Consider the following 25,434-nt stretch of genomic DNA (forward strand, 5'->3'; position numbering starts at 1 on the left):
GCGGTGTGCCGCTGTGCCGCTGTGCCCGGCCGTTCAGGACCGCCACGCCTCGATCGGATTGCCCAGCCACCGGGTGTCGGCGGGGACGGATTCCCCGGCCATCACGAGCGAGGCGGGCCCCAGTGTGCTCCGGGCCCCGACCGTGCTCCCGGGCAGGACGATGCCGCCCGGGCCCAGGGTGGCGCCCTCGCGGAGGACCACAGTATCCGTCCTCAAGATCCGGTCGTGGAAGAGGTGCGTCTGCAGGACGCAGCCCCGGTTCACGCTGACGCCGTCGCCGAGGACCACCAGGTCCGTCTCGGGCAGCCAGTAGCTCTCGCACCACACTCCGCGCCCGATCCGGGCACCCAGCGCGCGCAGCCACAGGGACAGCAGCGAGGTGCCGGGCACCGATCCGACGAGCCACGGCACCGCCAGGACCTCGACGAAGGTGTCGGCCAGTTCGTTGCGCCAGACGAAGCCGCTCCACAGCGGGTGCTCGCCGGTGCGGTGGCGGCCGACCAGCAGCCATTTGGCGGCCACGGCGACCGCGCAGGCTGCGGTTCCGGCGGCGAGCAGGACGGCGCCGGAGAGCAGCGCGGCCTGCCAGAGCCCGGGGCCGGGCGCCGTGATCAGGGCGCAGAGCGCGGCCGTGGTCAGCACGGCCAGCGCGGCCGAGCAGAACACGGGGACGAGCCGGCACAGCTCGACCAGGCCGCGCGCCCACAGCAGGCGGGCGGGCGGGTCGTAGGTGCGGCTGTGGTCGGCGCCGACGGCGGACCTCGGCAGTCTGACCGGCGGCAGGCCCAGGTAGGAGCTGCCCTTCTTGGCCTTCTTCGGGGTGGCGGACAGGACCCCGACCAGTCCGTCGTCGGGGACGCTGCGGCCCGGCGCGGTCATCCCGGAGTTGCCGAGGAAGGCCCGGCGGCCGATCTCGGAGTGTCCGACCCGCATCCAGCCTCCGCCCAGCTCGTAGGGGGCGGTCAGGGTGTCGTCCGCGAGGAAGGCGCCCTCGCCCACGGTGGTCAGGCTGGGCAGGGCGAGCACGGTCGAGACCTCGGCACCGCGGCCGATCTTCATGCCGAGGAGCCGCAGCCACACCGGGGTGATCAGCCCGGCGTACAGGGGGAAGAGCGTCTCCCGGGCCAGGTCCATCAGCCGGGTGACGGTCCAGGCCTGCCAGCCGGTACGGCTGTGGGTGGGGTGGGTGCCCGTACGCAGTCCGAGGCTGAGCAGGCGTACGGAGACCAGCAGCAGCAGCGCGTACGCGAACCCGAAGGCGAGCGCCCCGGGAACCACGGCGAGCAGGGCCCCGCGCAGCGCCTGCGCGAAGCCGGCGTCGGCGGGCACGAACCGGCCCACCACGAGCAGGGCCGGCAGGGCGGCGAGCACGGGCAGGGCCGTGAGGCCGAAGCCGGCCGCCCCGTAGGCGGCCCGCCAGGGCAGCCCGCGCGGCGGGCGTTCCCTGGGCCAGTTCCGCTTGGCCCGGCCGAGTTTGACGGCGGGCGCCCCGGCCCAGCGCTGCCCGGTCGGGATCTGCCCGGCCACGGCGGAGCCGGGTGCCACCTCGGCCCGCTTGCCGACCCGCGCGCCGGGGAACAGCATGCTGCGGGTGCCGACCACCGCGCCCGCACCGACCTTGACCGGGCCGATCTCCAGCCGGTCCCCGTCCAGCCAGTGCCCGCAGAGGTCCACCTCGGATTCGACGGCGCAGCCGCGGCCGAGCTTGAGCATGCCCGTCACCGGCGGCAGCGAGTGCAGGTCCACCTCGGGGCCGACCTTGGCGCCGAGCGCCCGCGCGTAGCGCTCCAGCCAGGAACCGGTGAGCGAGGTCGCGCCGACGTACTCGGCCAGCCGCTCGGCCGTCCACAGCCTCAGGTGCACGCTTCCGCCGCGCGGGTACCGCCCGGCCTTCACCCCGCGCAGCAGCAGGCGCGCCCCGCCGGCCGCGATCGCGAGGCGGCCCGGCGGGCTGAAGAGCAGCGCCGCGCCGGCGGCGACGAGCCACCACGAGGCGGTCGGCGCCCACGGATAGGGCCCGAAGTGGTGCAGTACGTTGCCCAGGGCCAGCAGCGCCACCGTCCAGCGGGCTCCTACCAGGGTGAACAGGGGGAGCAGCAGGAGCGCCTGCGCCGCCTTGGTGCGCCGCGGCACGGGCGCGACGGTGCGGGTGGCGTCGTCCTCCCGTACGGACTTCTCCAGGCGCCGGGCCAGCTTGCGCAGGACGGGCTGCTGGTAGATGTCGAGGACGGCCGCTCTGGGGTAGCGGGTGCGCAGGCGGGTGGTGAGCTGCGCCGCGGCGAGGCTGTTGCCGCCGATCGCGAAGAAGTCGTCGGCCGCGCCGGTGACGGCCACCCCGAGGGTCTCGCTCCACTGTTCGGCGAGCCAGGCCTCGGTGCCGTACAGCTGTTCCGCCGGTCCGGTGGTCTCCAGGTCGGGCAGCGGCCAGGGCAGGGCGTCGCGGTCGACCTTGCCGGAGGTGCGGGTCGGCAGTTCGGTGACGGGTGCGAGCAGGGGGACGAGCGCGGCGGGCAGTTCGGCGCGCAGCCGGGTGACGGCCGCCGCGTGGTCCCAGCCGTCCTGGGTGACGAGGTAGCCGACGAGCAGCTGGTTGCCGCTGCGCGCGGTGCGGACGGCCGCGGCGGCGCCGGCGACGCCGGGCAGGGCCTGGAGGGCGGCGTCGACCTCGCCGAGTTCGATGCGGCGGCCGCCGAGTTTGATCTGCTCGTCGGCGCGGCCGAGGAAGACCAGCCCTTCCGGTTCGGCGCGGACGAGGTCGCCGCTGCGGTAGGCGCGCCGCCAGCCGAGGGATTCCAGCGGGGCGTACTTCTCGGCGTCCTTCTCGGGGTCGAGGTAGCGGGCGAGCCCGACGCCGCCGATGACGAGCTGGCCGCTGCCGCCCATGGGCACCGGTTCACCGGCCCCGTCGACGACGGCCAGCTCCCAGCCGGCGAGAGGAAGGCCGATTCTGATCGGTTCCTCGCCGGTCAGGAGCGCGGCGCAGGCGACGACGGTGGCCTCGGTGGGGCCGTAGGTGTTCCAGACCTCGCGGCCCTCGGTGACCAGGCGCTGGGTCAGTTCGGGCGGGCAGGCCTCGCCGCCGAAGATCAGCAGCCGGACCTCGTCGAGGGTCTCCGGTTCCCAGAGGGCGGCCAGGGTCGGCACGGTGGAGACGACGGTGATCTCCTGCTCCACCAGCCAGGGGCCGAGGTCGGCACCGCTGCGCACCTGGGAACGGGGTACGGGGACGAGGCAGGCGCCGTAGCGCCAGGCGAGCCACATCTCCTCGCAGGAGGCGTCGAAGGCGACGGAGAGCCCGGCCATGACGCGGTCGCCGGGGCCGATCGGTTCGTCGGTGAGGAACAGGGCGGCTTCGGCGTCGACGAAGGCGGCGGCGCTGCGGTGGCTGACGGCGACGCCCTTGGGTCTGCCGGTGGAGCCGGAGGTGAAGATGATCCAGGCGTCGTGCTCGGGTCCGGGCCGCGCGGCCGGTGCGCGGACCCCGGCGCCGCCGGGGGTTTCGACGGGGTCGATGCGGCCTCCGGCGCCCAGGACGGCCCGTACGCCGGCTTCGCCGAAGACCAGCTCGGCGCGTTCGTCGGGGTCCTCGGCGTCGACCGGCACATAGGCGGCGCCCGCGGCGAGGACGGCGAGGATGCCCGCGTACAGCTCGTTGGTGCCCGAGGGCACGCGGACGCCGACGCGGTCGCCGAGGCCCACTCCGGCGGCGTCCAGGGCGCGCCGGCGGCGTTCCACCTCGGCGGCGAGGGCCCGGTAGGTCAGACGGGTGGTGCCGTCGTCGAGGGCGAGCTCGTCGGGGTGGGCCCGTAGGGACGCCTCGAAGACGTCGACGAGGGTGCGTACCGGGGCCGCGGGGCCCGCGGTGAACCGGGCGGACTTCCCGGGCTCCTCGTACGGGTGCCCGTCCGTGCGCCCGCCGTCGTCGAGCAGGGTGACTTCACCGTGTTCCGGTGTGGCTGTCATGGGCCCTCGCGTCTCGTTCCCGGAAACGTCCGGGTCGCCGGACGGAGCCCGGGTTCGCCCGGGTTGTTCCGGTCCAGCGCCAAACAACCCGCCAGTCTAGTGCGGCATCAAGGATTTTCTCGTTGAAGCCTGTGGCGTGGCCGGGAAGGAGACACCGTCCGGCGGCCCGTCCGAAGGCGTTCGGACGCGGTCGGGCGCCGGATTCAGACGCGCACCAAGCGCGAGACGGCGCGCGAGGCCTCCGCGACCTTGTCGCGGGCGGCGTCCCCGCCTTCGGCGACGGCGTCGGCGACGCAGGAGTGGAGGTGGTCTTCGAGCATGGCGAGCCCGAAGGACTGCAGGGCCTTGGTGGTGGCGCTCACCTGGGTGAGCACGTCGACGCAGTACGTCTCCTCCTCGACCATGCGCTGGAGGCCGCGCACCTGGCCCTCGATGCGGCGCAGCCGCTTGAGGACGTCGTCCTTGTGTCCGCTGTACCCCTGCACGGCGGTTCCTTCCCTGGCGGTATCCATGCAACGACGGCCGGCGGCCCCGTGTTCCGCCGGGGCGCTCCGCACGCGCGGCGCCCCGGCCCGCGACGGGGCGTCGCGGGCCGGGGCGGGCGCGGTCAGTGGGAGTGCCCGTCCGACTGCTCGGGGGCGGCCGGGGAGGCCGGGGACGCGGGCGATGCGGCGGGGGCTGCCTCGGGAGCGGCGGCGCCCGCCCGGACGGTGAAGGCCGCGGTGCGGACCGTGCCCTGGTGCTGGAAGTCCAGGAAGAGCCGGTAGGTCCCCGCGCTCGGGGCCGTGGCGGTGAAGGAGACGTCGGGGCCGGGCCCGCCCTCGTTGGGGTGGACGTGGAGGTAGGCCAGGTCCCCGTCGCGCAGGGCGACCAGGTGGCCGTAGGCCCCGAGGTACGGCTCCAGGTCGGTGACCGGCTTGCCGTCCTTGCTGACGGTCAGTTTGAGCTCGCCGGCCTTGCCGGGGTCGAGGTCGCCGGCGAGGGCGACCCGGTAGCCGTCCACCTCCGCGGTCCTCTCCGCCGGGGGCAGCGCCTCGGGGGTGTAGGCGCCCGCGACCGACAGGTCCGCGCCGAGGGTGACGCCCTCGGCGCCTTCGGCGGCGGGGGTGAAGTCGGCGAAGGCCTTGTACGCGCCCGCCGCCGGGAGGTCGACGGGGGTCGACCAGGTGCCGTCGGAGGCCCGCACCGGGTGGAGGTGGCGGTAGACGGTGAGGTCGCGCGAGGCGACGATGAAGTGCAGTTCCTTGCCGTGCTCGGTCTTGAAGGCGGTGACGGGGCGGCCCGCGGCGTCCTTGACGGAGAACCGCAGCTCACCCTGCCCCGATGTCCTGCGCGGGGATTCCAGGCTCAGCGTGTACCCGCCCTCGGAGACCTGGAGCCCGCCGGCCGCCGGGCCCTTGCCGGGCTTCTCGTGCTCCGCGTGTCCTGCGGCTCCCCCACCGGCCGGCGCCGTGTGGCCCGCCGCGTGTGCCGCACCGGCCGGGGCGCCCACGGGGCCCACGCCCACGCCGACCCCGTACGCGGTCCCGAAGGTCGCTGCTAGCGCGGCGGCGAAGACGGCGATCCTCACTCCGGTGTTCATGGCTGCTCTCCCGTACGAGGTAGACGACGTAAGGCCGCATCCAGCGGTTTCATGACTTCACCATACCCCGGGGGGGTACCAAGTCAAGCCCGGCCGACGCTTGCGCCGGATACCTGTGGGGGGTATATCTGAGAGCAGAAACCGGATACCCCCAGTGGGTATCTGAACGGATCAAGGAGAAACGTATGTCTTCCTGCTGCACCCCTGACGGCAGCTGCGGTACCGCCGCCACCACCGTCACGGCCGTCGTCGACAGCACCGCCACCGCCTACCGCGTGTCCGGCATGAGCTGCGGCCACTGCAGGACCGCCATCACCGCCTCCGTCGGCGCCCTCGAAGGAGTCCTCTCCGTGGACGTGGACGTGGACGGCGGCCTGGTCACCGTGACGACGGCGGGGGCCCCCGACGACGCCGCGATCGGCGCCGCGATCGACGACGCCGGCTACGAGCTGACCGGCCGGGCCTGACACACCGCCCGGCCCCGATCCACCGGCCGCCGGGGCCCCGTCCGCATCCCACCGGGCCCCGGCCCCCACCCCGCGCTCGAACGAGGAGCAGCCCTCATGACCACCATCACTCCCGGCGCCGCCCAGGTCGAGCTCGCCATCGGCGGCATGACCTGTGCCTCCTGCGCCGCCCGCATCGAGAAGAAGCTCAACCGCATGGACGGGGTCGAGGCCACCGTCAACTACGCCACCGAGAAGGCCAGGGTCACCTTCGACGCCGACATCTCCGTCGCGGACCTGATCGCCACGGTCGAGGCCACCGGCTACACCGCCAAGGAGCCGGCCCCCGCCCGCGCCCAGGGCCCGTCCGGCGCCGGGGAGGAGCCGGAGGAGGCCGACGAACTGCGCCCCCTGCGCCAGCGGCTCACCGCCGCCGTCGCCCTGGCCGTGCCGGTCATCGCGATGGCCATGGTCCCGGCCCTGCAGATCGACTACTGGCAGTGGCTGTCGCTGACCCTGGCCGCCCCCGTCGTCACCTACGCCGCCTGGCCCTTCCACCGCGCCGCCTGGACCAACGCCCGGCACGGCGCGGCCACCATGGACACGCTGATCTCGGTGGGCACGACCGCCGCCTTCCTCTGGTCGCTGTGGGCCCTGTTCTTCGGCACCGCGGGCACGCCCGGCATGACCCACGCCTTCGAGTTCACCATCGCCCGCACCGACGGCGCCGGGAACATCTACCTGGAGGCCGCCGCCGGCGTCACCGCCTTCATCCTCGCCGGCCGCTACTTCGAGGCCCGCTCCAAGCGCAAGGCCGGCGCGGCCCTCAAGGCGCTGCTCGAACTGGGCGCCAAGGAGGTCACGGTGCTCCGCGACGGCCACGAGGTCACGGTGCCGACTGCCGACCTCCAGGCCGGGATGCGCTTCCTGGTCCGCCCCGGCGAGAAGATCGCCACCGACGGCACCGTGGTCGAGGGCTCCTCCGCCGTGGACGCCTCCATGCTCACCGGCGAGTCCGTGCCCGTCGAGGTCTCCGTCGGGGACTCCGTCACCGGTGCCACTCTCAACGCGGGCGGCCGCCTGGTCGTCGAGGCCACCCGGGTCGGCGCCGACACCCAACTGGCCCGGATGGCCAAGATGGTGGAGGACGCGCAGAACGGCAAGGCCGCCGCGCAGCGCCTCGCCGACAAGATCTCCGCGGTGTTCGTCCCGGTCGTCATCGGCCTCGCCCTGGCCACCCTCGGCTTCTGGCTCGGCACCGGCTCCGGCCTCGCGGCCTCCTTCACCGCCGCCGTCGCCGTACTGATCATCGCCTGCCCCTGCGCCCTGGGCCTGGCCACCCCCACCGCCCTGATGGTCGGCACCGGCCGCGGCGCCCAGCTCGGCATCCTGATCAAGGGACCCGAGATCCTGGAGACCACGCGCAAGGTCGACACCATCGTCCTCGACAAGACCGGCACCGTCACCACCGGCCGGATGACCCTGCTCGCCGTGCACACCGCGGAGGGCGTCGCCGAGAACGACGTACTGCGCCTGGCGGGCGCGCTGGAGCACTCCTCCGAGCACCCGATCGCCCAGGCCGTCGCGACCGGCGCGGCCGCCCGGGTCGGCTCCCTGCCCACCCCCGAGGACTTCGCCAACATCCCCGGCCTCGGCGTCCAGGGCGTCGTCGACGGGCACGCGGTCCTGGTGGGCCGGGAGAAGCTGCTCGCCGAGTGGGCGATGGCGCTGCCCCCGCACCTGGAGCGCGCCAAGGCCGCGGCGGAGGGCGCCGGCCGCACCGCCATCGCGGTGGCCTGGGACGGTGAGGCACGCGCGGTCCTGGAGGTCGCGGACGCCGTCAAGGACACCAGCGCCGAGGCGATCCGCCGGCTGCGCGCCCTGGGCCTGACCCCGATCCTGCTGACCGGCGACAACAAGGCCGTCGCGGAGTCGGTCGCGGCCGAGGTCGGCATCGACGAGGTCATCGCCGAGGTCATGCCGCAGGACAAGGTCGACGTCGTGAAGCGGCTGCAGTCCGAGGGCCGCAGCGTCGCGATGGTGGGCGACGGGGTCAACGACGCGGCCGCGCTCGCCCAGGCCGACCTGGGCCTGGCCATGGGCACCGGCACCGACGCCGCCATCGAGGCCGGTGACCTGACCCTCGTACGGGGTGACCTGCGGGCCGCGGCCGACGCGATCCGCCTCGCCCGCAAGACGCTCGGCACCATCCGCTCGAACCTGTTCTGGGCCTTCGCCTACAACGTGGCCGCCCTGCCGCTCGCCGCGGCCGGACTGCTCAACCCGATGATCGCCGGAGCGGCCATGGCCTTCTCCTCGGTCTTCGTCGTCGGCAACAGCCTGCGTCTGCGCGGCTTCCGGGCCGCCGCCAACTGAGGAGCTCCCGTGGCCGGTTACGAACCACACAAGGAAGACGTCATCAGACGCCTGCGGCGGATCGAGGGCCAGGTCCGCGGCGTGCAGCGGATGGTCGCCGAGGACGTCTACTGCATCGACGTGCTCACCCAGGTGTCCGCCGTCAGCGCCGCGCTCCAGTCCTGTGCCGTGACTCTGCTCGACGGGCACCTGGGCTCCTGCGTCACCGAGGCCATCGCCGAGGGCGGGGACGCGGCCAAGGTCAAGGTGGACGAGGCCACCCGGGCCATCGCCCGGCTGATCCGCGCATAACCCGCCCGGCGCGCCGGCCGCCCCTCCACACACGGGACTTCGTGGAGGGGCGGCCGGCGTCCGCGCGCCCGGGACCCGCGTACCGGACCCAACCCGGCTGCCCGACCACCCGAATTGCCCGCCATTCTGGGCCCGTGCGGGCTCAGGACCGGCATCAGGGGAGTTTCAAAGTCCCGTTGATCACGCGAGTCTGCAGGCCACAGCAGCGCGAGGGGTCTGGGCTAGCCCATCACGAACGCAACGAAACTCCGGTTGCACGGGGCGACCTTGCCAAGTCGCCCTGGACCAAGGGAGTTTCGAGCTGCCGCCGGTCTGCCACCGCCTGCCTCGTCAAGTCGCCCGCTCTGGATGGCGTGGCGGGACTCTCGCTGATGGAGCGGCTGCGGATGCTGCCCGATCCGCGTCGACGGCGCGGTGTGCGTCACCCGTTCGTGACAGTGCTGCTGCTTGCCGCGTCAGCGGTGGTCGCCGACGCGCGCTCGTACGCGGCGATCGGCCAGTGGGCCGCGAGCGCACCGCAGCACGCCCTGACCCGCCTCGGTGCCCGCACGGTCGGCGTGTTCGGGGTGTGTGTCGCGCCGAGTGCCGCCACGATTCGACGGGGCGGCAACCTGGTCCGTACCGGTGGCCTGGCCGACCTGACCGGCGCCGATCCCGGCGGCGCCAACTCGGTGCCCGTGGACGGCAAGGCCGCCCGCGGCTCCCGGCACGGCCAGACGCCCGCCGCCCACCTCCTTGCCCGCCTGACCAGCACTCTCACAAGATTACGGGGCTTCGCAACGGCCCTGCCCTGCCCTCGACCCTGCCCGTTCGGACATTGTTCACTCAAGGACCAGGTGGTTGCATTTGAAACCGGTTGAACAGTCAGGTAACAACTGTTCCACCGGAATCCATTTCAGAGCTAGAAACCGGAGGAATTTCTCATGGTTCGTCACCACGCCGTCAGCCTGCGCCCTCGCCTCGACAAGATCCGGGTGCGCGCCGGTAAGTGATTGACCGGTGTGCCGCGGGTCCCGTACCCGCGGCACACCGTCCCCACTCGTACTGCCGGAAGTCGGAACATCGCGGCGTGAAATCGCGCCGGTAATTCAGGAGAAGTGGATCCGTACATGAGAGTCACTGAGGAAGGCCACGGCGTTCCGGTCCTGATCGGGGCTGATTCAGCGCGGCGTACGACGTCCCTCTGCTTCTCCATCGCGTTCGGCGGGCGGCACGACTCGCCGGAGGGCTCGGGCGCGGCACACCTGATGGAGCACTTGCTGATGTCCGCTCCGCTGGACGGTGGCGCCTCGCTGGCCGAGCGCATCGAAGGCCTCGGCGGTGAATGCAATGCTTCCACCGGGCCTGAATCTCTCCTGTTCTTTGCCCAGGTGATGAACGAGGATGCCTGTGCCGTTGCGCAGTGGATGACGCAGGCGGTACTCCATCCGGAAATAGACAACAAGATATTCGAGTCCGAGCGCCGCGTCGTGCTCACGGAATTGGCCGCCGCAGCGGCCGACCCGAGTGACATCGTCCAGGAGAGGTTCCTCGCCGAGCTCTTCCGGGGGCACCCCCTTTCGCAGCCCTCCGGTGGCACCGAGGAGAGCGTCCGGGAATTGTCCCTGAACATTGTCGAGGAGTCGCACCGGAGGGCGACGACGACACGCCCCATGGCCTTCTCCGCAGTCGGCGGAGTAGATCCGGAAGCCCTTCGCGCCACGCTCGGCAACTCGGCGCTGGCCTCGGCCGCGGTCGCACCGCTGACGTCTGGCGGACCAGTGGCCGAACCGCCTGCGCTGCCCCTCGTTTCGCAGCGGACCGACCCGTCCTGGCCCGACGAGTTCTGCTGGCTGGTTGCCGGCGGACGGGCCCCGCGGCTCGCGGACCGGGAGCGGTTCGCCTCCGTCGTGCTGGGCCATCTCCTCGGTTCGAGTGCCGCCTCCCCGCTCTACCAGCGGCTCCGCGGGGAGAACGCCCTCGCCTACATGTTCCGTTCCTGGTCCCGCAGCTACAGCGACACGGGCGCCTGGCGCTTCCTCGCCGGCGCCGAACCCGAGAACGCCCCGCGCGTCCTGGAGGAATTCCGCAGCGCCCTGTCCGAGGTCGCGAACAAGGGGCCGCTGGACGGGTCGCTGGCCGCGGCCCGCCGACTGGCGGTGATGGAGGCCGTGCGGGAGGCGGAGGACCCGCTGGAGCACGCGATCACCCTGGCGAACCAGCGTTGCGCGCTACCCGGGCCGTGGGATCCGGAGCAGCACATCCAGGCCGTGCTGGCGACGACCGGCGAGGAGGTCGCCGCAGCCGCAGCCCGGCTCTCCGACGAACTCCTGGTCGTGGCAAGCCCGGAGGGAGCATGACCTCCTTCGCTGTCGCACCTGCCTTCCTCGACGCCGTCGGCCCGGCCGGGATGCTGCTGCGGGTCCAGGGGCAGGACTGTGTCGCCGGTTCGTACCACGATCCGGTCGCCGACGAGACCCGCTGCCTCGTCGAGTACGCGGACCAGGCGCTCCTGGCCGACCTCTCTCCGCTCCTGCCGGTGCTCCGAGCACGGTACCCGGAGTGCACGAGCCTGCTGGTACGCGTCCTGCCGGGGGGCGAGGTCGACGCGAGGCTGAGCCCGTTCCTCACCTACGTGCGGTATGCGGCCGAGCCGGACGGGCCGGCGGCTGACGTGGCGGAGCCAACGATTCTGCGGGTGACCGAAGTCGACGACGACTGCGCCCCCCTGGTCGAGGAGTGGATGGCGCGGGCGATCAGTGACGGAGCGTCGGTCCAAGGGGGGCGGCCCGATCCTTCCGTGGCACTGGACGCGGCCCGCACGCTACTGGCCGGTGCGGAGCGCACCTCGTTCGTCGCCTGGCTGGACGGGATGGCGATCGGCCACGCCACGGTGCGCCGCGACGGCTACGACGACCCCAGTGATACCGAGTTCCTCGAGCTCATCGACATCCTCGTCGATTCCGACGCGCACCGGTCGGCCGCCACCCGAGCACTGGTGCGGGCCTGTGCGGAACTGGCCGGGACGACCGGCCTCCCGCTGGTCGGCCACGTCAGTCACCCGCTCCCCGGCACCGGAACGGACAGCGGAGCGCGGATCGTCGCCGGGCTGGTGAGCCAGGGTTGGCAGCCGGCCTTCGGCTACCGGCACCTACCGCTCGCCTGAGCTCAACGCCGCGGCCGTCCAGGCCGTCCGAGCCGTGCGCCCCATGAAGCCCTGTCACATCCGAAGCTCCGTCATGCCTGATGCCACGTCACGAAGGGACGCGCATGTCCGACTCTCCCCCCGCGTCGCCGCCGCTGCTCACCTTGGACCTGCTCTACACGGCGCTCGGCATGGATCCGCAGGAGCCGCTCCGTGACCTGGTCCGGGCCGCCCGTACCCAGCGCGGCCACCTGGCCCCGCTGGTCCTCTCCGTCGCCACCGGGCAGGGCGAGGCGTTGGGCAGCGGGTCGTCGGACGAACTGCGCCGGATGCGGTTACGGACGGACGACTACCGCACCCTCGCCGCCCAGCTGGCGGCCGCCGTTCCCGGAGCCCGCGTCCTCAAGGGGCCGGCGCTGGCACAGCACTACCCGCCCGCGGTCCTGCGCCCCAGCGGCGACCTCGACGTCTACCTGCCGGGCGAGTCCGCCCTGTGGCACGCCGTGCACGAGGTCTTCCGCACCCGGCCGGTGAACGACGTCGACATCACGCTCATCGGCCAGGGCGCCGGAGCGCACTGGGTCGTCGTACTGCGATGGTCCGCGGAGGACCCGGTCCTCGACCCCGACCACCGTGTCGAACTGGTGACCTTCGCCTACCCCGAGCGCGCCGGGGCCGCGCCGATGCGGGTGCGGCCCCCGCAGGACCAGGTCACCTCCGATCTGCTGGCGATCGCCGACGAGCGATTCGACCGCCCCTTCACCGTCAAGGACGTCCTCGACCTGGCCTTCACGCTCGACAGCCCGCACTGCCCGCCCCCGGAAGCACTGGTCTCGGCAGCGGACGCCTACCGGCTGGCTCCGGAACTGCTCCTGCTGAGCCAGGCGCTGCGCAATGCCGAGGAGTTGACCAGTCCGCGGAACGAACTGCTGCTGCCGCTGCTCACCGAAGCCGCCGCGCGCGAGGAGGCCGCACGCGAGGAGGCCCTGCGCAATGCCCAGGCCGCGCAAACCGCCGCCACGCCAACGGCCACAGCACAGACCGAGCCGAGCGCGCGAGAGTGCCTGGAGGACGGTCGGCCGCTGTACGGCCTGCGGCTGAACCCGGACCTGGCCCCGCGAGACGGCGACGCAGTACAGCTCCGCATCCTCGGCGACGACGTCCTGCTGCGCTGCCCCGTCGGGGACTTCCTCCTGGTGGCCTCGGAGCTGGTCGACCCCGGTGCCTACGAGGCGGCGCTCGAAGCGCTCGCGGCGGAGGAGAACAACCAGGCGGTGGCACGGGCATGAGCGCGGACATGGTTCAGGTCGAAGCCCTCACCCGCCGCTTCCGCAACCGCAAGGGCAACGAGGTCACCGCGCTCGACGGGGTCACCCTGCACGCACGGGAAGGGGAAGTCGTCGGTCTCCTTGGGCCCAACGGTGCCGGAAAGACGACGCTCTCGCGGATCCTGACGACACTGCTGCTCCCCACCAGTGGCATCGCTCGGGTCGACGGCCTCGACGTGGTCCACGACGCACGTCAGGTGCGGGAACGCATCGGGCTGGTGCTCGGTGGCGAGCGGGGCCTATACAACCGGCTGACTGCCCGTCAGAACTTGCGCTACTGGGGCGCGATGCAAGGACTGCAGGGAAAGGCCTGCCGCAGCCGCGCCGACGAGCTGCTGGAGCGGCTGGGCCTGAGTGCGCGTGCTGACGACCGAGTGCAGACGTACTCGCGCGGCATGGTCCAGCGCGTCCACCTGGCCAGAGCCCTGCTCCGCAGCCCCCGCCTGCTGATCATGGACGAGCCGACCAGCGGCATGGACCCGCATGCCGCGCAGGGCTTCCGCGGACTCGTCGAAGAGCTCCGCGACAGTGGTTCGACCATCCTGCTCGCCACCCATGACATGCAGGAGGCGCAGTCCCTCTGCTCGCGCGTCGCCCTGATCGACCACGGCCGGATCCTGCAGGAGGGGACAACCGAGGACCTCCTCCGCGCCATCGGTACGGGCCGCACCGTGACCGCTGCCGGCGTCGCGGCGCAGCTCGCCCTGAGCATTGCAGCGATCGCCGGAGTGAGCGTCCAGGAGTCGACGCCGGACGGGCTGTTGACCCTTCGGGCCGACGGCGACGGCGCGATCGCCGCGGTGCTCCAGGCCCTCACCGCCGCCGGTGTCCACGAGCTGTCCGTGGCCGCACCCTCCCTGACCGAGGTTTACCGCACCATCATCGAGGACCGGGAGTTCGCCCTCTGATGACCGCCTTCGTGCAACTGCAGTGGCTGCTCCTGATCCGCTCTCCGCGCCTTCTGGCCACGCTGGTCATCGTCCCGTTCTACTCGGTCGTCTTCTTCACCACCGTGCACGGGTACGGGGCGCCCGGACTGTCGGCCACCGTGGCTCTCACCGCGTTCGTTATGAGCATGTGGTCGCAGGCAATGTTCGTCGCGGCGGAGGTCGTGGACGATGACCGCTGGGACGGCACCCTCGAGCCGGCCCTGCTCACCCCGGACGCCTACGTGCGCGCGCTGGCGGTCAGGGTCTGCACGACCACCGCGCTGAGCCTGCCGGTGCTGGTCGAAGTGATCGCGATCGGCCGGATCGGCTTCGGTTTCCCGCTCCCCGTCCACCGGCCGCTCCTGGCGCTGACGGCCTCCCTGCTACTGGTCGTCGGCACCGCCGGCTTCGCGCTGATGGTCAGCGCGTTGATGATCCTCATGCCTGGTGGGCGCAACCTGCGGAACGCCCTGACCTACCCGTTCTACATCCTCGGCGGACTGATCCTGCCGGCGGCCGCGCTGCCGGTACCGGTCCGACAACTCACCAAGCTGTTCTTCCTCTCGTACGGCGCGCAGCTGCTGCGCGCGGCGATGGCCGGATCCTCCGGGAGCCACTGGAAGGACCTCTCGCTCCTGCTGCTCCTGACCGTCCTGCAGCTGGTCGCGGGCGCGGCCCTGCTGCGCCGCGCGCTGTCGCGAGCCCGTCACGGGGAGGCCCGACTCTATGCGTAAGGCCGAAGCGCTGATCCGTCAGATCGGCTACGGGCTGCTGAGCAGCTATCAGGACTACCGGGCTCTCTACACCTGGCGCTCCTGGCTGTTTGGCTGGCTGGCGCGGCTGCTCTGCCAGGTGCTGTTCTTCTCCATGGTAGGCTGGGCGATCGGCTCGGCCGACACCCAGCGGTACATGGCGCTGGGCAATGCGGTGGTCCTGGGGCCCCTCGGCGCCTTCGGGGTGGTCTCCTCCAGTGTCGGCGAACGCCGTGGCGGCACCTTGCAGTTCCTGCTGCTCAGCCGCAACGGACCGTTCCCCGTGCTGCTGGCGCGCGGGCTCTACTGGGCCGCCGACGGCATCGTCACCTCCTGCATCGCCCTGTTCGTCCTGCGCTGGCTGGCGGACGTCGAAGTGAGCCCGCCCATGCTCCTGGTCTGCTTCCTCCTCCAGGTACTGATCACCCTGAGCGGCTACAGCCTCGCGCTGGCACTGGCGGGAATCAGCCTCCGCTGGCCGGAGAGCCGGATGTACCTGACGGCCGGTACGACAATCCTGCTGATGACGCTGGCCGGGGTGAACACCCCACTCCCGCGTGGCGGAGTCGTCGGATCGATCGCCGCCGTACTGCCTGCCGCACACGGCCTCCAGGCGATCCGTGCGCTCGTCGCCCATGGCACGGTCCCGGCAGGCGAGGTGTTCGCGGAATTCGCAGTGCTCCTCCTCTGGGGCGCGGTGGGCTACTTGGCGCTCACCGGATCCCTTCGTCATCAGGTCCGTACCGGAACGCTCAACCTCCGCTGAAGGCGCGCTGCAGCCACACGGCAGCCCCCACGGCAGCCCCCGTTCCGGAACCGTCCGACCGTCCCCACCACGGAGAACCACCCCATGAGCAGAGCGAACGTCTTGAGCCTGGTCGGCCCACCGGGGTCGGGGAAGTCCACCCAGGCGGCGCGTCTGGTCGTCGCCCTGGGCCGGTCCCGGGGAACCCCGGTGCTGTGCGCCTCGGTCCCGGCACTACTACGCGGCGACCCTGCGCTGCACGAGCGGCTGACCCGGCAGGAGGCGGCCCAGGTGGCCGCCGTACGCCGCGCCGCGCACGAGTCCGCCGACCGGGGTGCGCTGATGCCCACGGAACTCGACCAGGTGCTGGTCGAGTTGGTGGCCAGGGCGGCCGCCGAGGGGCCGGTGGTGCTGGACAGCGTGCCGCGGGGACGGCAACAGGCGCGCATCCTGCTCGCCGGCGCCGTGCCGCTTGCCGAGCTGATGGTCCTTCATCTCCAGCTTCCAGGGGACGTCCTGGCGGCCTCCCTGGAGCGCCAGATCACCCGGGCTGCCTCCCGAGGGGAGTGGCCGCCCACGCAGCGGCAGCTCTCCCGGATGGCGGGCAAGGCGGGCGTCTATACCGACGAGACCCTCCCCGGCCTGGCCGAACTCGCCCGAGCTGGCGTCGACATCGCCCGGTTCGATGCTTCCGGCCCTGCCGACCTGGTCGCCGAGGAGATACACGCCCACCTGGTCCACCGGGGAGCCCTGCCGGCGTTCGCCGCCTCCGCTGCCGTCACCGGTGCCGTCATCCCCGCCGCCACCACCACTTCCACTCCCGCCCTCACCGCCGCCCTTGCCGGCGTCGACCCGGGGCAGCCGGAGGCCGGACCGTGCAGCTGATCCTCGCCCGACACGGACGCACCGAGTCCAACGCGCTCCACCGCTTCCCCCTCTCCCCCGCTGTACCGCTGGACCGGACCGGCATCGAGCAAGTCCGGTGCACCGGGCGGCAGATCGACGACTCCGGGTTCCACCCGACCGCCATCCACGCCAGTGACGCGGAACGGACCCTGCAGACCGCCCGCCTCCTCCGTGACCTGATCGCCCCGGAGCTGCCGGTCACCCCGCAGCCAGGCCTGCGGGAGCTGGACTGGGGCCTGCTGCGCGGCCGTTCCACGCTCTCCGGCCCCTCGGGCGACGCCGAGTACACCCGCTGGCAGCAGGACCCGCTGCGCAGGCTCCCCGGCGGGGAGAGCCTGGCCGACGTACAGGCCCGGGCAACCCCCGTGCTGGAGCGACTGATTGCCGACGGCCGCCCGGCACTCGTGGTCTCACACGCGGTCACCCTCACCGTCCTCACCGCCTGGCTGCGAGGTTGGGACCTCATCGAGACATGGCAGTCCCACCGGGCCCATCTCCCGACGGGCGGATACCGCCGGCTCGAACTCACCGGCCCCCCGGGCCTGCCCCACCCCCTACCCGTGTCGCAATGACAGGAGCAACCCCCATGGCCTATCCATCGCTGTCCCCGCTGGTCGAACAAGGTCTGCTGGACGAAATCCTGGACAACCTGGGCTTCATCCACGCGAATGACCACTGCCGCCGCAACTGCACGCACTGCCCGGCCTTCGGCGACACCTCACCCGTGCAGATGACCCCGTTCGCGACCCTGACCCGGCTGGTCCGGGACGTCGGCGAAGCCTTCCGGGACCGGGGCATCTCCCCCAAGCGCAGCATCGTCTCCTGGCGGATCAGCGACCCGCTCGACTACCACGTCAGGGACGGCGAGACCACGCGGAACACCTTCGACGTCGCCCGGATCTGGCGTGAACACCTGGGGCAGGGACTCTACCTGGTGACCAACGGCAGCGAGGGCAAGCGCTTCGCCCGGACCGCGCTGCGCCAGATCGCCGCCCGGCCCGACGTGCTCTCACAGGCCAAACTGACCATCACTCCCTGCGACCAGGGCTGGGGCAGCGAGCGTTACCTGCAGAACATCGCCGATGACATCTCGGTGCTCGCGCCGCTGTGGGATCTGGGCTCGACGCGGATGGAGGACCCCGACGGCCTGCGCTTCCGGATCAATCTGAAGTCGACGGCGGACCGGCGCGAGGAGGCACTGGAATTCATGGCCCGCGCAATGGACTTGGCCGGTCTGGACGCTGGCGCGGCGCAGAAGGCATTGGCCGATCCGCGCCGCATCTCGGCGAAGGACATCTACGACCTCGGCTCGTACGTCGGCGACAGCCCCGTGGTGAACGCGATCAGCATCAAGGGCGAGAGCGGCAAGCGCTTCAAGGACACCGCGCAGACCCGCTCCCACCACCAGTACGGCATCTACCCTGACGGGGCCGTCCGCGTCATTGACATGTACGAGTTCAAGGTCTACGAGGCGACCGGGGAGGGCGGCGCCCCGCTCCGGGTCGACCTGCGCGCCGCCTGACCCGCTATCCGACCCGGAGTCTGACTCACTGTCTGACTCAAGGTATGAGTCGCCGTCATGGCAGACCGGAAGCATCAAGGAACAGGAATCAAGTGAACGACATCCGAGTCGTCCCGCTGTACCGGGCCGACGAGCATCCCGTGCTGCTGACCGGCGCGAAGGCGCAGGCCCTGGCACGTCTGCACCGCGCCGGCTTCCGGGTCCCGGACGGCGTCTGCGTGACCTCGGCCTGGTTCCAGGACGTCATGTCCCGTACCGGGATCGGCGACACCGTCGAGCGGAACCTGCGGGATCTGAGCGCCGTCCCCACCGGTACCGGCCGCGCCCTGGAACTCATCCGACGGGCCGTCATCCAATCGCCGTGGCCGGCGGACCTGGTCGAGGAGGCAAGCGCCGCGGCGCAGTCGCTCCTCGACCAGGGGCCCGTCATGGTGCGCTCGTCCGTACCCGTCGAGGACGGCGCAGGGCAGTCCTATGCCGGAGTGTTCCACTCCGAGGGGCCACTGCACACGGTGCCGGAGGTACTGTCCTCACTCGCCCGCTGCTGGGCGGCGCTGTACTCGGCCCGCTGCTACTCCTACTCGCGCGGCCAATTGCCGCAGGAGTACGCCGCGTTCCTGCAGACCTGGGTGCAGCCGCAGGCACACGGTGTGCTGTTCACCAAGGACCTGTTCACGAGCGACGGCGGCCCGGTCACCGACTTCGCGTGGGGCAGTGCGACCGACTCCACCTCGGGCGAGGGTCCGACGAACCGGCTCCTCCTGTCGGACGAGGCCGCGCTGCCCGACGGGCTGCCGGATGCTCTGCCCGACGGTCTGCGCGAGGAGTTGCTCTCGCTGGCCAAGCGCAGCGAACAGCTCTTCGGTCTGCCGCTCGACGTGGAGTGGGTGTGGAACGAGGGCCTGTTGCACACGCTCCAGGCCCGACCCATCACCCACGGCCGGCCGCCCGCCAAGGTGACCGGCGGCTGGTGGCCGGATTCCGACGTCAGCGGCCTGTACGACGTCGACCTCGGCAACTGCCGCGCCCGTTTCGAGGGCGCGCTGCAGAAGCACATCTGGCTGCGCAGGCAGTGTGCGGCCGTCGGCGTGGAGACCTACCGCGAGGCGTACATCGTCTACGGGGAGCAGGACGTCCGCCGGCTCGCCGACGACCTGGCCGGCTACCTGCGCACCGAGTTCGTCCAGATCAACTGGGGTGGCCGCGGCACCGGAACCGTCGCGAAGCTGGCCGAGCTGGCCGACCACCTGCTGCGCGGACGCGAGCGCAACGCCCTGTCCGACCCCGCGTTCAGCGCCGCGCACATCGGCGAGATCGTCCCCGCGGAGGCCTCCGGCTTCTCCGCACTGCTCGGCGACGGAACCGTCATCGTCGAGGCTTTCCCCGCCGGCCTGCCCGGCATCAAGGAAGGCGGCCTCGTCCCGTCGGTCTTCACCATCGCCCCCGGCGGACCCATCGTCCGCGTGAACATCGCGGAATTCAGCCGTCGTTGTCACATCGAGCCCGGTGAGGGCTGGTGGTGGCGCCCCGAGGACACCGCCCCATACACCTTCGACCGTGCCGACGGCGAGGTCCTCGACATCGCCCGGATCACCCGCGACCTGTGCGGCGCCCTGGGCGAGGCCCGGCTGGAGTGGTACACCGCCGACGGCCGGGCGATGATCCGCGACGTCAGCCTTGAGGGCCGCGGTCTGGAGGCCCGCACGGCCGATGTCGGGAGGGTCATCTCCACCGGGATCGCCGCGGGCACGGTGCTCGCCTTGCCGGACCTCTCCGAACTCGACGAAGCGGCACGGGCATTGGAAGTCAGTGTGGTCGGCTTCGGCATGGACAACCCCGCAGTGCTGTCGGACGACCGCATCACCGCCGCCGTCGATGCCATCCGGCAGAAGAACGGTGTGATCGTCGTCGCCGAGTACCCCTCCGCCGGGCTCATCCCCCTGGTGGACCTCGCCTCGGGCTTCGTCTTCGAACGCGGCAACCTGCTCTGCCACACGGCCATCGTGCTGCGCGAGCGCGGCGTGCCGGCGATCGTGGCACCCGGCGCCGGGCAGTGGCTGCGTGACGGCATGAAGGTCGAGCTCTCCCCAGCAGGCCTGGCCGTCCTCGACCCCGAGGACCGGACTTGCTGAAGGACGAGCACCGGTGAACGCGCTACAGGTCGGCCTGTGTCCCCTCGACCTCACCGACGAACGGCACGTGCGGCGCCTTCTCTGCGACGACTCCCGGGGAAGCGCGGCAGGCAGTCGGCTGCTGACCCGCCCGGACTTCGTGCCGGACGGCTTCACCGTCGCCGAGCGGATGACGGGGCAGGTCCTGCTGCACCCCTCTGAGCGCGCGTTCGACCCCTGGCTCTCCCGGCTGATCGCGGACAAGCTGACCCGGATCGCCGCCCCGGCAGGGCGCAGCGCCGTCACCGACCCGGCGGTTGCCGCGTTCTGCCGGGACCAGACGCTTCGGCTGCTGGACCACACCCGGGAGGAATCGCCTGCGACACAATCCGCGAGCGACTGCCCAACCAACGCGCTGAGCAACCAGGAACTGCCGTCCGTAGTGGACCGGGTGATCGCCCACTGCGTGCTCGGTGATGTCCGCGCGCCGGTCGCCACCCACCTGCGGTACGCCGATCGCGGGGTGAGCGTCGCCTTGGCGCTCGCCCCGCTCGTCCTGGAGCGGTGCGGAACCGACCTGGCGCGCCTGCTGCGGTACAGCCTGGCGGCCGGCCTGCTCGGCGCCGAGCAGAAAGCACGTGCGCCCGGCCCTGGCGCGCGCCTGCCCATCGACGCGTCGACCACCCCCGTGGCCACCGCGCGGAAACTGTGGCCCAGGTACCGGGCGCTGGCCGAACGGCCGCTCCAGGTCGACCACTGGGCGGAGTTCGCGAGCGATGTACTCGACGGCCCGAGACGGCTGGTGTGGTTCTTCGACGACTGCGCCGAGACGGTGATCGACCTCCTCCTGCTCACCCGCTTGAAGGAAGCCAACCCCCAGCTGAAGATCACCATGGTGCCCAAGTCCCTGCCCTGCTACACGGACGCCGACACCGGCCTGCTGCTCCGGCTGCTCGCCACTCCCAGCCTGCAGGCGCTGGGCGTAGGAGAGGCGCTGCAGGCCTCGGACGTCTGCCGCACCGGCCCGACCATGGCCACGGCCAACCTGCGCAAGCTCTCCCCTGAACTGGCCGGGCAACTGGACGCGGCGGACTGCGTCTTCGTGAAGGGCACCAACATCCACGAGATGTTCCAGGGCGGGATCGACAGGCCGATGTACACCGGGTTCGTCCTGGTGAGCGAGTTCAACGAGAGTGCGATGGGGGTGGACGCCTCGTCCGCCCCCCTCTTCCTCGTCCACTCCGGGCCCGGCGAGTACGCCCACTGGGGCTTCGAAGGACGCGAATCCCGTACCGTCCGGTACTCGGACCAGCGCCTCGTCCGGCTTTGCTGGAGTACCTTGACGGATCATCAGCTCAGAAAGAACTGCGACGACCCCGCCGTACTGCGCGAGGAGCTACGCTGGCTGGACTCCCTCACCGAACGCGTGCTGCCCAGGACCCGCCCCGCACTCGACGGCGAAAAGGCACTCGTCCACCGGGCACTGCGGCGCGTCACCGGCAGCGCCCCGCGAATCCCGTGACCGACACCAGTGGAGCAGACGTGCACGACCCCCGAAACGACTGGCTCGACGACCTGGCGGCCCTGACCGCCGGAGCCGTCGAACGCTTCCCGCGCCACAACGACGCCTTCCACCTGGTCTCCCGCCTGGCCGAAGAGGCCGGTGAACTGGCCCAACAGGTCAACCACATGGAGGGCATGGGCCGCAAACGCGAAGCCCACGGCGAGCCTGACCCCGACCACCTCACCAAGGAGGTCCTCGACGTTGTCCGCTGCGCCGTCGCCATTGCCGCCCACTACGGCTGCCTGGCCAACCTCCGCACCCTCACGTCGGCGAAGCTGGACTCCTATCGCCGCGAAGGGTGGGCGCGCTGACCGTCGGTCCTCCGCCTGACCGCTCATCGCCGTGCCGTCAGTGCCGGTCCGCGGAATCGGTCCCTGGCCCTGGCAGCGTTCAGGCCGAATCGGTCCTGACCAGCACACTCACGAGGTCACGGGACTTTGCGACGGCCCTGGTTCCGGTACGGCGAGATCGGGCGGGCTTGTCCGCCGTCAACGCCGCGCTCCGGTCCTGTGCCGTGACCCTGCTCGACGAAGACCTGGGATCCTGCGTCACCGAGGCCATCGCCGAGGGCGGGGGCGCGGCGAAGGCCAAGGTGGGCGAGGCCACCCGCGCCACCGCCCGGCTGATCCGCGCATAACCCGCCCGGCGCGCCGACCGCCCCTCCACACAAGGGACTTCGTGGAGGGGCGGTCGGCGTCCGCGCGCCCGCCCGGGGCCGCGTACCGGACCGGGGTATGCCCCCGCCGCCGGCGCGGCCCGTACGATGAGCCGCTCGCGAGGGGGAAGGCGGAAAGCGATGCGCGTACGCCGGCTGGGAGAGCTGGAGGCCGAGATCATGGACCGGGTGTGGCTGTGGGAACGGCCCGTCTCCGTCCGTGAGGTCGTCGACGACATAAACCGGCGCCGCAAGGTCGCCTACACCACCGTGATGACCGTGGCCGACATCCTTTACCGCAAGGGCTGGCTGAGCCGCGAGAAGTCGGGCCGCGCCTGGATGTACGAGGCCGTGCGCAGCCGTGAGGAGTACACCGCGGCGCTCATGCAGGACGCGCTCGGCGACAGCCAGGACCGCAAGGCCGCGCTGCTGCGGTTCGTCGAGGTCATGTCCCACGAGGACGTGGAGGCGCTGGACGAGGCCCTGCGCGCCGCCCGTCCCGCCCGGCCGGCCGGCGAGCCGGAGGGCGGCCGGTGAACCACCACGTCCTGCCGCCCCTCGCACTGGCCCTGATCACCGGTCTGGTCGTCCCCTGGATGCTGGTCCGTGCCCGCTGGGCGCAGCAGGTGCCGCGGCTGGGACTGGCCGTGTGGATGCTGTGCGGAGCGGCCTTCGCGCTCTCCGCCGCGATCCTCCCGGCGCAGCTGCTGCTCCCCGAGGAGACCAGTCACCGGCTCGTCGACCTGGTCCTGACGCTGCACCCGCCCCCCTGGGACCGGCTGGCGTCCGGTACGGGCCGCGAGCACCTGGCCGCGGCGGCGGCGTTCGCCGTCCTGGCGCTGCCGGGGGCCGCCTTCGTGCGGGAGGTCGTGCGGGCGCGGCGCGCCCGCGGCCGGCACGCCGAACTGCTGCGGCTGGTCGGCCGCTACGACGCCCGGCTGGGCGCGACCGTACTGGACGACGCGCGCCCCGCGGTGTATTGCCTGCCGGGGCGCTCGCGCCGGGTCGTGGTCTCGTCCGGGGCGGTGGCGGTCCTGACGGAGCAGGAGCTGGCCGCGGCCCTCGCGCACGAGCGGGCCCACATCGGCGGCCGGCACCATCTGCTGGTCGCCGCGGCGGGGGCGTACGCGACGGTGTTCCGCAGGCTCCCGCTGGCCCGGATCGGCGGACGGACCGTACCGCTGCTGCTGGAGATGGCGGCCGACGACCGGGCGCTGCGCGGCTGTTCCCGTGACGCGCTGGCCACGGCGCTGTACGCGCTGGCGGCGGGGCACGCGCCGCGCAAGGCGTTCGCCGCGGGCGGGCCGTCGGCGGCCGTGCGAATGCGGCGCATCCTGGTTCCCCAGCGTGCGGGCCATCCGGTGCTGCGGGGGCTGCTCGCAGTGGCCACGGCAGTGGCCGCCATCGCCCCCACGGTCGTCGCCTGTTGCTGGACGGGCTGATAGCGCGGCCCCAACCCGGCTATTTACTAAGCCAATTCGTAGATTTACCCTCGCTCCCGACCAATCGAATTGCCCGCTATTCTGGGCCCGTGCGGGCTCAGGACCGGTACGGCGAGAGGTGCGGAAACAATGCTGCTGGCTGACGTGCGGACGGCAGCGCCCGGTGACGCGACGGCGATTTCGCGGCTCCTCGCCGAAGCGATTCGCACCGCCTACGGTGAGATCCTCGGGGATATCCGTGTCGGCCGGCTGGTGTCGGAGCATTGCGCACTGCCCCGTATTCGAGCGGAAATTGAAATTCCCGGCGGGGCGCCCGGCTGGCTCGGCTGGCTGGTGGCCACCGACGCGGACGGACGCGTGGTGGGGGCCGTCTCGGGCGGGCTCCCCGTCGCCGGGCAGGGCGAGGTCTACGCCCTGTGCGCGGATCCGGCGCGGCTGCGGCAGGGGATCGGCACGGCCCTGCTGGCGGGTGCCACCGAGCGGATGAGGGAGCACGGGGCGGTGGCCCAGCGGATCGGCCTGCCCGCCGAACAGGCTCCGGCGCTGCCGTTCTTCACCCACCACGGCTTCACCGCGCTAACCCCGGTCAGGCTCGGCCGCACCCTCTGACGGCCGCCCGGATCCGTGGCAGATCCACGCCATCGCGTGTTCACGCAGCCCGCCGCTCTGGTCCAAGTCCCGTGCCACAGGCCAGGATTTCACCAGCGGCGCGGTCCCCGGCGGCACGGGAGCCCCGCCCCCGGACCACCGGACCGAGCGAGCCCCTGGAGGAGCGATGCACACAACGAGCGGCACTTCCCTGCCCGTCAGGCCGGTCGTGCCCGCCGCGCTCGCGCAGGTCCCGCCGTCCGCGCACGCGATCACACACCCGCTCGCGCTCACGGGCACCCCGGCGGACTTCCCGCCCGGCCTGGAATCGGTCGCGCCGGCCGACGAGGACGCCGCCTGGCTGCACGACGCGCTGCTCGGCCCGCACAGCGCGGACGTCGTCGGCTATCTGCGCCTCGCGCGGCACTGTGGCGGCCCGGTCCTGGACCTGGGCTCCGGTGCCGGGAGGCTGGCGGTGCCGCTGGCCCGTCAGGGGTTCTCCGTCGAGGCCGTGGACCGGGACCCCGCCTGCCTGGAGCGGCTGCGCACCTGGGGGGCACGGATCGGGCCGCAGGTCTCGCGGCTGCTGGTCACCACCCGGGCCGAGCTGGCGGACCTGAGGCTGCGACGCACGTACCGGCTGGCCCTGCTGGCCGGGACGATGGTCTCGGCCGTGGCCCCCGACGCCCGCCCCGGGCTGCTGCGCGAGATCGCCGCGCACCTGGAGCCGGGCGGCGTGCTCGCCCTCGACTACACGGCGCACCGGATGCGGGACCTGGCACGGGAGCCCCGGCGCGCGTACGCGTTCCAGGTGCCCCGGTTCGACGGGGTCGAGGAGTGGGCCGCGGCCCGGCAGGTCTTCGACCTGGACGGCATGAGCGAGCACGTCACCTACCACTGCGTGCGCACCGGCAGGCTGAGTACGCAGCGGACGGTGCGCAGCACCCGCAAGTGGATCGTCGACCCGGAGCGGCTCGACGCCGAACTGCGGGCGGCGGGGCTGCGCGTGGAGCGCACGCGGCGCCACCGCCTCGACGAGCGGACCGAGAGCGTCCTCCTCGTCTGCCGCGCCGACGGCTGACCGGCCCGGCGCCGGCCCGGCACGGCCCC

At 72.3% G+C, this 25,434-nt stretch carries 24 protein-coding genes; 21 read left to right on the forward strand and 3 right to left on the reverse strand.

What is annotated here, in order from left to right:
- Positions 1-33: 33 nt before the first annotated feature.
- The 3 genes from ACEPPI_RS03045 to ACEPPI_RS03055 form a co-directional block, all read right to left on the reverse strand.
- The gene (locus ACEPPI_RS03045) at positions 34-3,963 is read right to left on the reverse strand and encodes a Pls/PosA family non-ribosomal peptide synthetase (protein WP_373913688.1); all 3,930 of its coding nucleotides are present in this window, start codon (positions 3,961-3,963) and stop codon (positions 34-36) included.
- 203 nt (positions 3,964-4,166) lie between these two features.
- Positions 4,167-4,448, reverse strand: a complete 282-nt coding sequence (locus tag ACEPPI_RS03050; protein WP_373913689.1) for a metal-sensitive transcriptional regulator — start codon at positions 4,446-4,448, stop codon at positions 4,167-4,169.
- 122 nt (positions 4,449-4,570) lie between these two features.
- The gene (locus ACEPPI_RS03055; RefSeq protein WP_373913690.1) at positions 4,571-5,545 is read right to left on the reverse strand and encodes a hypothetical protein; all 975 of its coding nucleotides are present in this window, start codon (positions 5,543-5,545) and stop codon (positions 4,571-4,573) included.
- Between the two features lie 185 nt (positions 5,546-5,730).
- Between ACEPPI_RS03055 and ACEPPI_RS03060 the strand changes: the two genes are divergently transcribed.
- The 21 genes from ACEPPI_RS03060 to ACEPPI_RS03160 all read left to right on the forward strand — a co-directional run bounded on the left by ACEPPI_RS03060 (position 5,731) and on the right by ACEPPI_RS03160 (position 25,405).
- On the forward strand, positions 5,731-6,012 hold the full coding sequence (locus tag ACEPPI_RS03060; RefSeq protein WP_373913691.1) for a cation transporter: 282 nt from the start codon (positions 5,731-5,733) through the stop codon (positions 6,010-6,012).
- A gap of 96 nt (positions 6,013-6,108) precedes the next feature.
- On the forward strand, positions 6,109-8,367 hold the full coding sequence (locus ACEPPI_RS03065; protein WP_373913692.1) for a heavy metal translocating P-type ATPase: 2,259 nt from the start codon (positions 6,109-6,111) through the stop codon (positions 8,365-8,367).
- Positions 8,368-8,376: 9 nt separating this feature from the next.
- Positions 8,377-8,658: a metal-sensitive transcriptional regulator gene (locus ACEPPI_RS03070; RefSeq protein WP_373913693.1), complete on the forward strand. Its 282-nt coding sequence runs from the start codon at positions 8,377-8,379 to the stop codon at positions 8,656-8,658.
- Positions 8,659-9,011: 353 nt separating this feature from the next.
- Positions 9,012-9,518 (forward strand): transposase family protein, encoded by a 507-nt coding sequence (locus ACEPPI_RS03075; protein ID WP_373913694.1) that lies wholly within the window; start codon positions 9,012-9,014, stop codon positions 9,516-9,518.
- Between the two features lie 249 nt (positions 9,519-9,767).
- Positions 9,768-10,997 carry a M16 family metallopeptidase gene (locus ACEPPI_RS03080; protein WP_373913695.1) on the forward strand — a complete coding sequence of 410 codons (1,230 nt, stop codon included), beginning with the start codon at positions 9,768-9,770 and terminating at the stop codon, positions 10,995-10,997.
- Positions 10,994-11,803 (forward strand): GNAT family N-acetyltransferase, encoded by an 810-nt coding sequence (locus tag ACEPPI_RS03085; protein WP_373913696.1) that lies wholly within the window; start codon positions 10,994-10,996, stop codon positions 11,801-11,803. Before ACEPPI_RS03080 ends, ACEPPI_RS03085 begins: the two co-directional genes overlap by 4 nt.
- Before the next feature lie 104 nt (positions 11,804-11,907).
- Positions 11,908-13,071: a hypothetical protein gene (locus tag ACEPPI_RS03090; protein WP_373913697.1), complete on the forward strand. Its 1,164-nt coding sequence runs from the start codon at positions 11,908-11,910 to the stop codon at positions 13,069-13,071.
- Complete coding sequence (locus tag ACEPPI_RS03095; RefSeq protein WP_373913698.1) at positions 13,068-14,018, forward strand: ABC transporter ATP-binding protein; 951 nt, start codon at positions 13,068-13,070, stop codon at positions 14,016-14,018. Before ACEPPI_RS03090 ends, ACEPPI_RS03095 begins: the two co-directional genes overlap by 4 nt.
- The gene (locus ACEPPI_RS03100) at positions 14,018-14,773 is read left to right on the forward strand and encodes an ABC transporter permease (protein WP_373913699.1); all 756 of its coding nucleotides are present in this window, start codon (positions 14,018-14,020) and stop codon (positions 14,771-14,773) included. The genes ACEPPI_RS03095 and ACEPPI_RS03100 overlap by 1 nt, the downstream gene beginning before the upstream one ends.
- Positions 14,766-15,557 (forward strand): ABC transporter permease, encoded by a 792-nt coding sequence (locus ACEPPI_RS03105; protein ID WP_373913700.1) that lies wholly within the window; start codon positions 14,766-14,768, stop codon positions 15,555-15,557. Before ACEPPI_RS03100 ends, ACEPPI_RS03105 begins: the two co-directional genes overlap by 8 nt.
- 84 nt (positions 15,558-15,641) lie before the next feature.
- The gene (locus ACEPPI_RS03110; RefSeq protein WP_373913701.1) at positions 15,642-16,421 is read left to right on the forward strand and encodes a hypothetical protein; all 780 of its coding nucleotides are present in this window, start codon (positions 15,642-15,644) and stop codon (positions 16,419-16,421) included.
- The gene (locus ACEPPI_RS03115) at positions 16,412-17,014 is read left to right on the forward strand and encodes a histidine phosphatase family protein (protein WP_373913702.1); all 603 of its coding nucleotides are present in this window, start codon (positions 16,412-16,414) and stop codon (positions 17,012-17,014) included. Before ACEPPI_RS03110 ends, ACEPPI_RS03115 begins: the two co-directional genes overlap by 10 nt.
- Before the next feature lie 14 nt (positions 17,015-17,028).
- Positions 17,029-17,964 carry a hypothetical protein gene (locus ACEPPI_RS03120; protein ID WP_373913703.1) on the forward strand — a complete coding sequence of 312 codons (936 nt, stop codon included), beginning with the start codon at positions 17,029-17,031 and terminating at the stop codon, positions 17,962-17,964.
- Positions 17,965-18,056: 92 nt separating this feature from the next.
- The gene (locus ACEPPI_RS03125; protein WP_373913704.1) at positions 18,057-20,096 is read left to right on the forward strand and encodes a PEP/pyruvate-binding domain-containing protein; all 2,040 of its coding nucleotides are present in this window, start codon (positions 18,057-18,059) and stop codon (positions 20,094-20,096) included.
- A gap of 13 nt (positions 20,097-20,109) precedes the next feature.
- The gene (locus ACEPPI_RS03130; RefSeq protein ID WP_373913705.1) at positions 20,110-21,597 is read left to right on the forward strand and encodes an ARMT1-like domain-containing protein; all 1,488 of its coding nucleotides are present in this window, start codon (positions 20,110-20,112) and stop codon (positions 21,595-21,597) included.
- Positions 21,598-21,617: 20 nt separating this feature from the next.
- Entirely contained in the window at positions 21,618-21,950 is a 333-nt protein-coding gene (locus ACEPPI_RS03135) for a hypothetical protein (protein ID WP_373913706.1), read from the forward strand.
- A 203-nt stretch (positions 21,951-22,153) separates the two neighbouring features.
- Positions 22,154-22,276 carry a hypothetical protein gene (locus tag ACEPPI_RS03140; RefSeq protein ID WP_373913707.1) on the forward strand — a complete coding sequence of 41 codons (123 nt, stop codon included), beginning with the start codon at positions 22,154-22,156 and terminating at the stop codon, positions 22,274-22,276.
- Positions 22,277-22,435: 159 nt separating this feature from the next.
- The gene (locus ACEPPI_RS03145; RefSeq protein WP_373913708.1) at positions 22,436-22,831 is read left to right on the forward strand and encodes a BlaI/MecI/CopY family transcriptional regulator; all 396 of its coding nucleotides are present in this window, start codon (positions 22,436-22,438) and stop codon (positions 22,829-22,831) included.
- On the forward strand, positions 22,828-23,736 hold the full coding sequence (locus tag ACEPPI_RS03150; protein ID WP_373913709.1) for a M48 family metalloprotease: 909 nt from the start codon (positions 22,828-22,830) through the stop codon (positions 23,734-23,736). The genes ACEPPI_RS03145 and ACEPPI_RS03150 overlap by 4 nt, the downstream gene beginning before the upstream one ends.
- A gap of 129 nt (positions 23,737-23,865) precedes the next feature.
- Entirely contained in the window at positions 23,866-24,345 is a 480-nt protein-coding gene (locus ACEPPI_RS03155; RefSeq protein WP_373913710.1) for an N-acetyltransferase family protein, read from the forward strand.
- 166 nt (positions 24,346-24,511) lie between these two features.
- On the forward strand, positions 24,512-25,405 hold the full coding sequence (locus tag ACEPPI_RS03160; RefSeq protein WP_373913711.1) for a class I SAM-dependent methyltransferase: 894 nt from the start codon (positions 24,512-24,514) through the stop codon (positions 25,403-25,405).
- The last annotated feature ends 29 nt before the right edge of the window (positions 25,406-25,434 follow it).

This window comes from Streptomyces sp. AB3(2024), from assembly GCF_041862025.1.
In the GTDB taxonomy this organism is placed as follows: domain Bacteria; phylum Actinomycetota; class Actinomycetes; order Streptomycetales; family Streptomycetaceae; genus Streptomyces.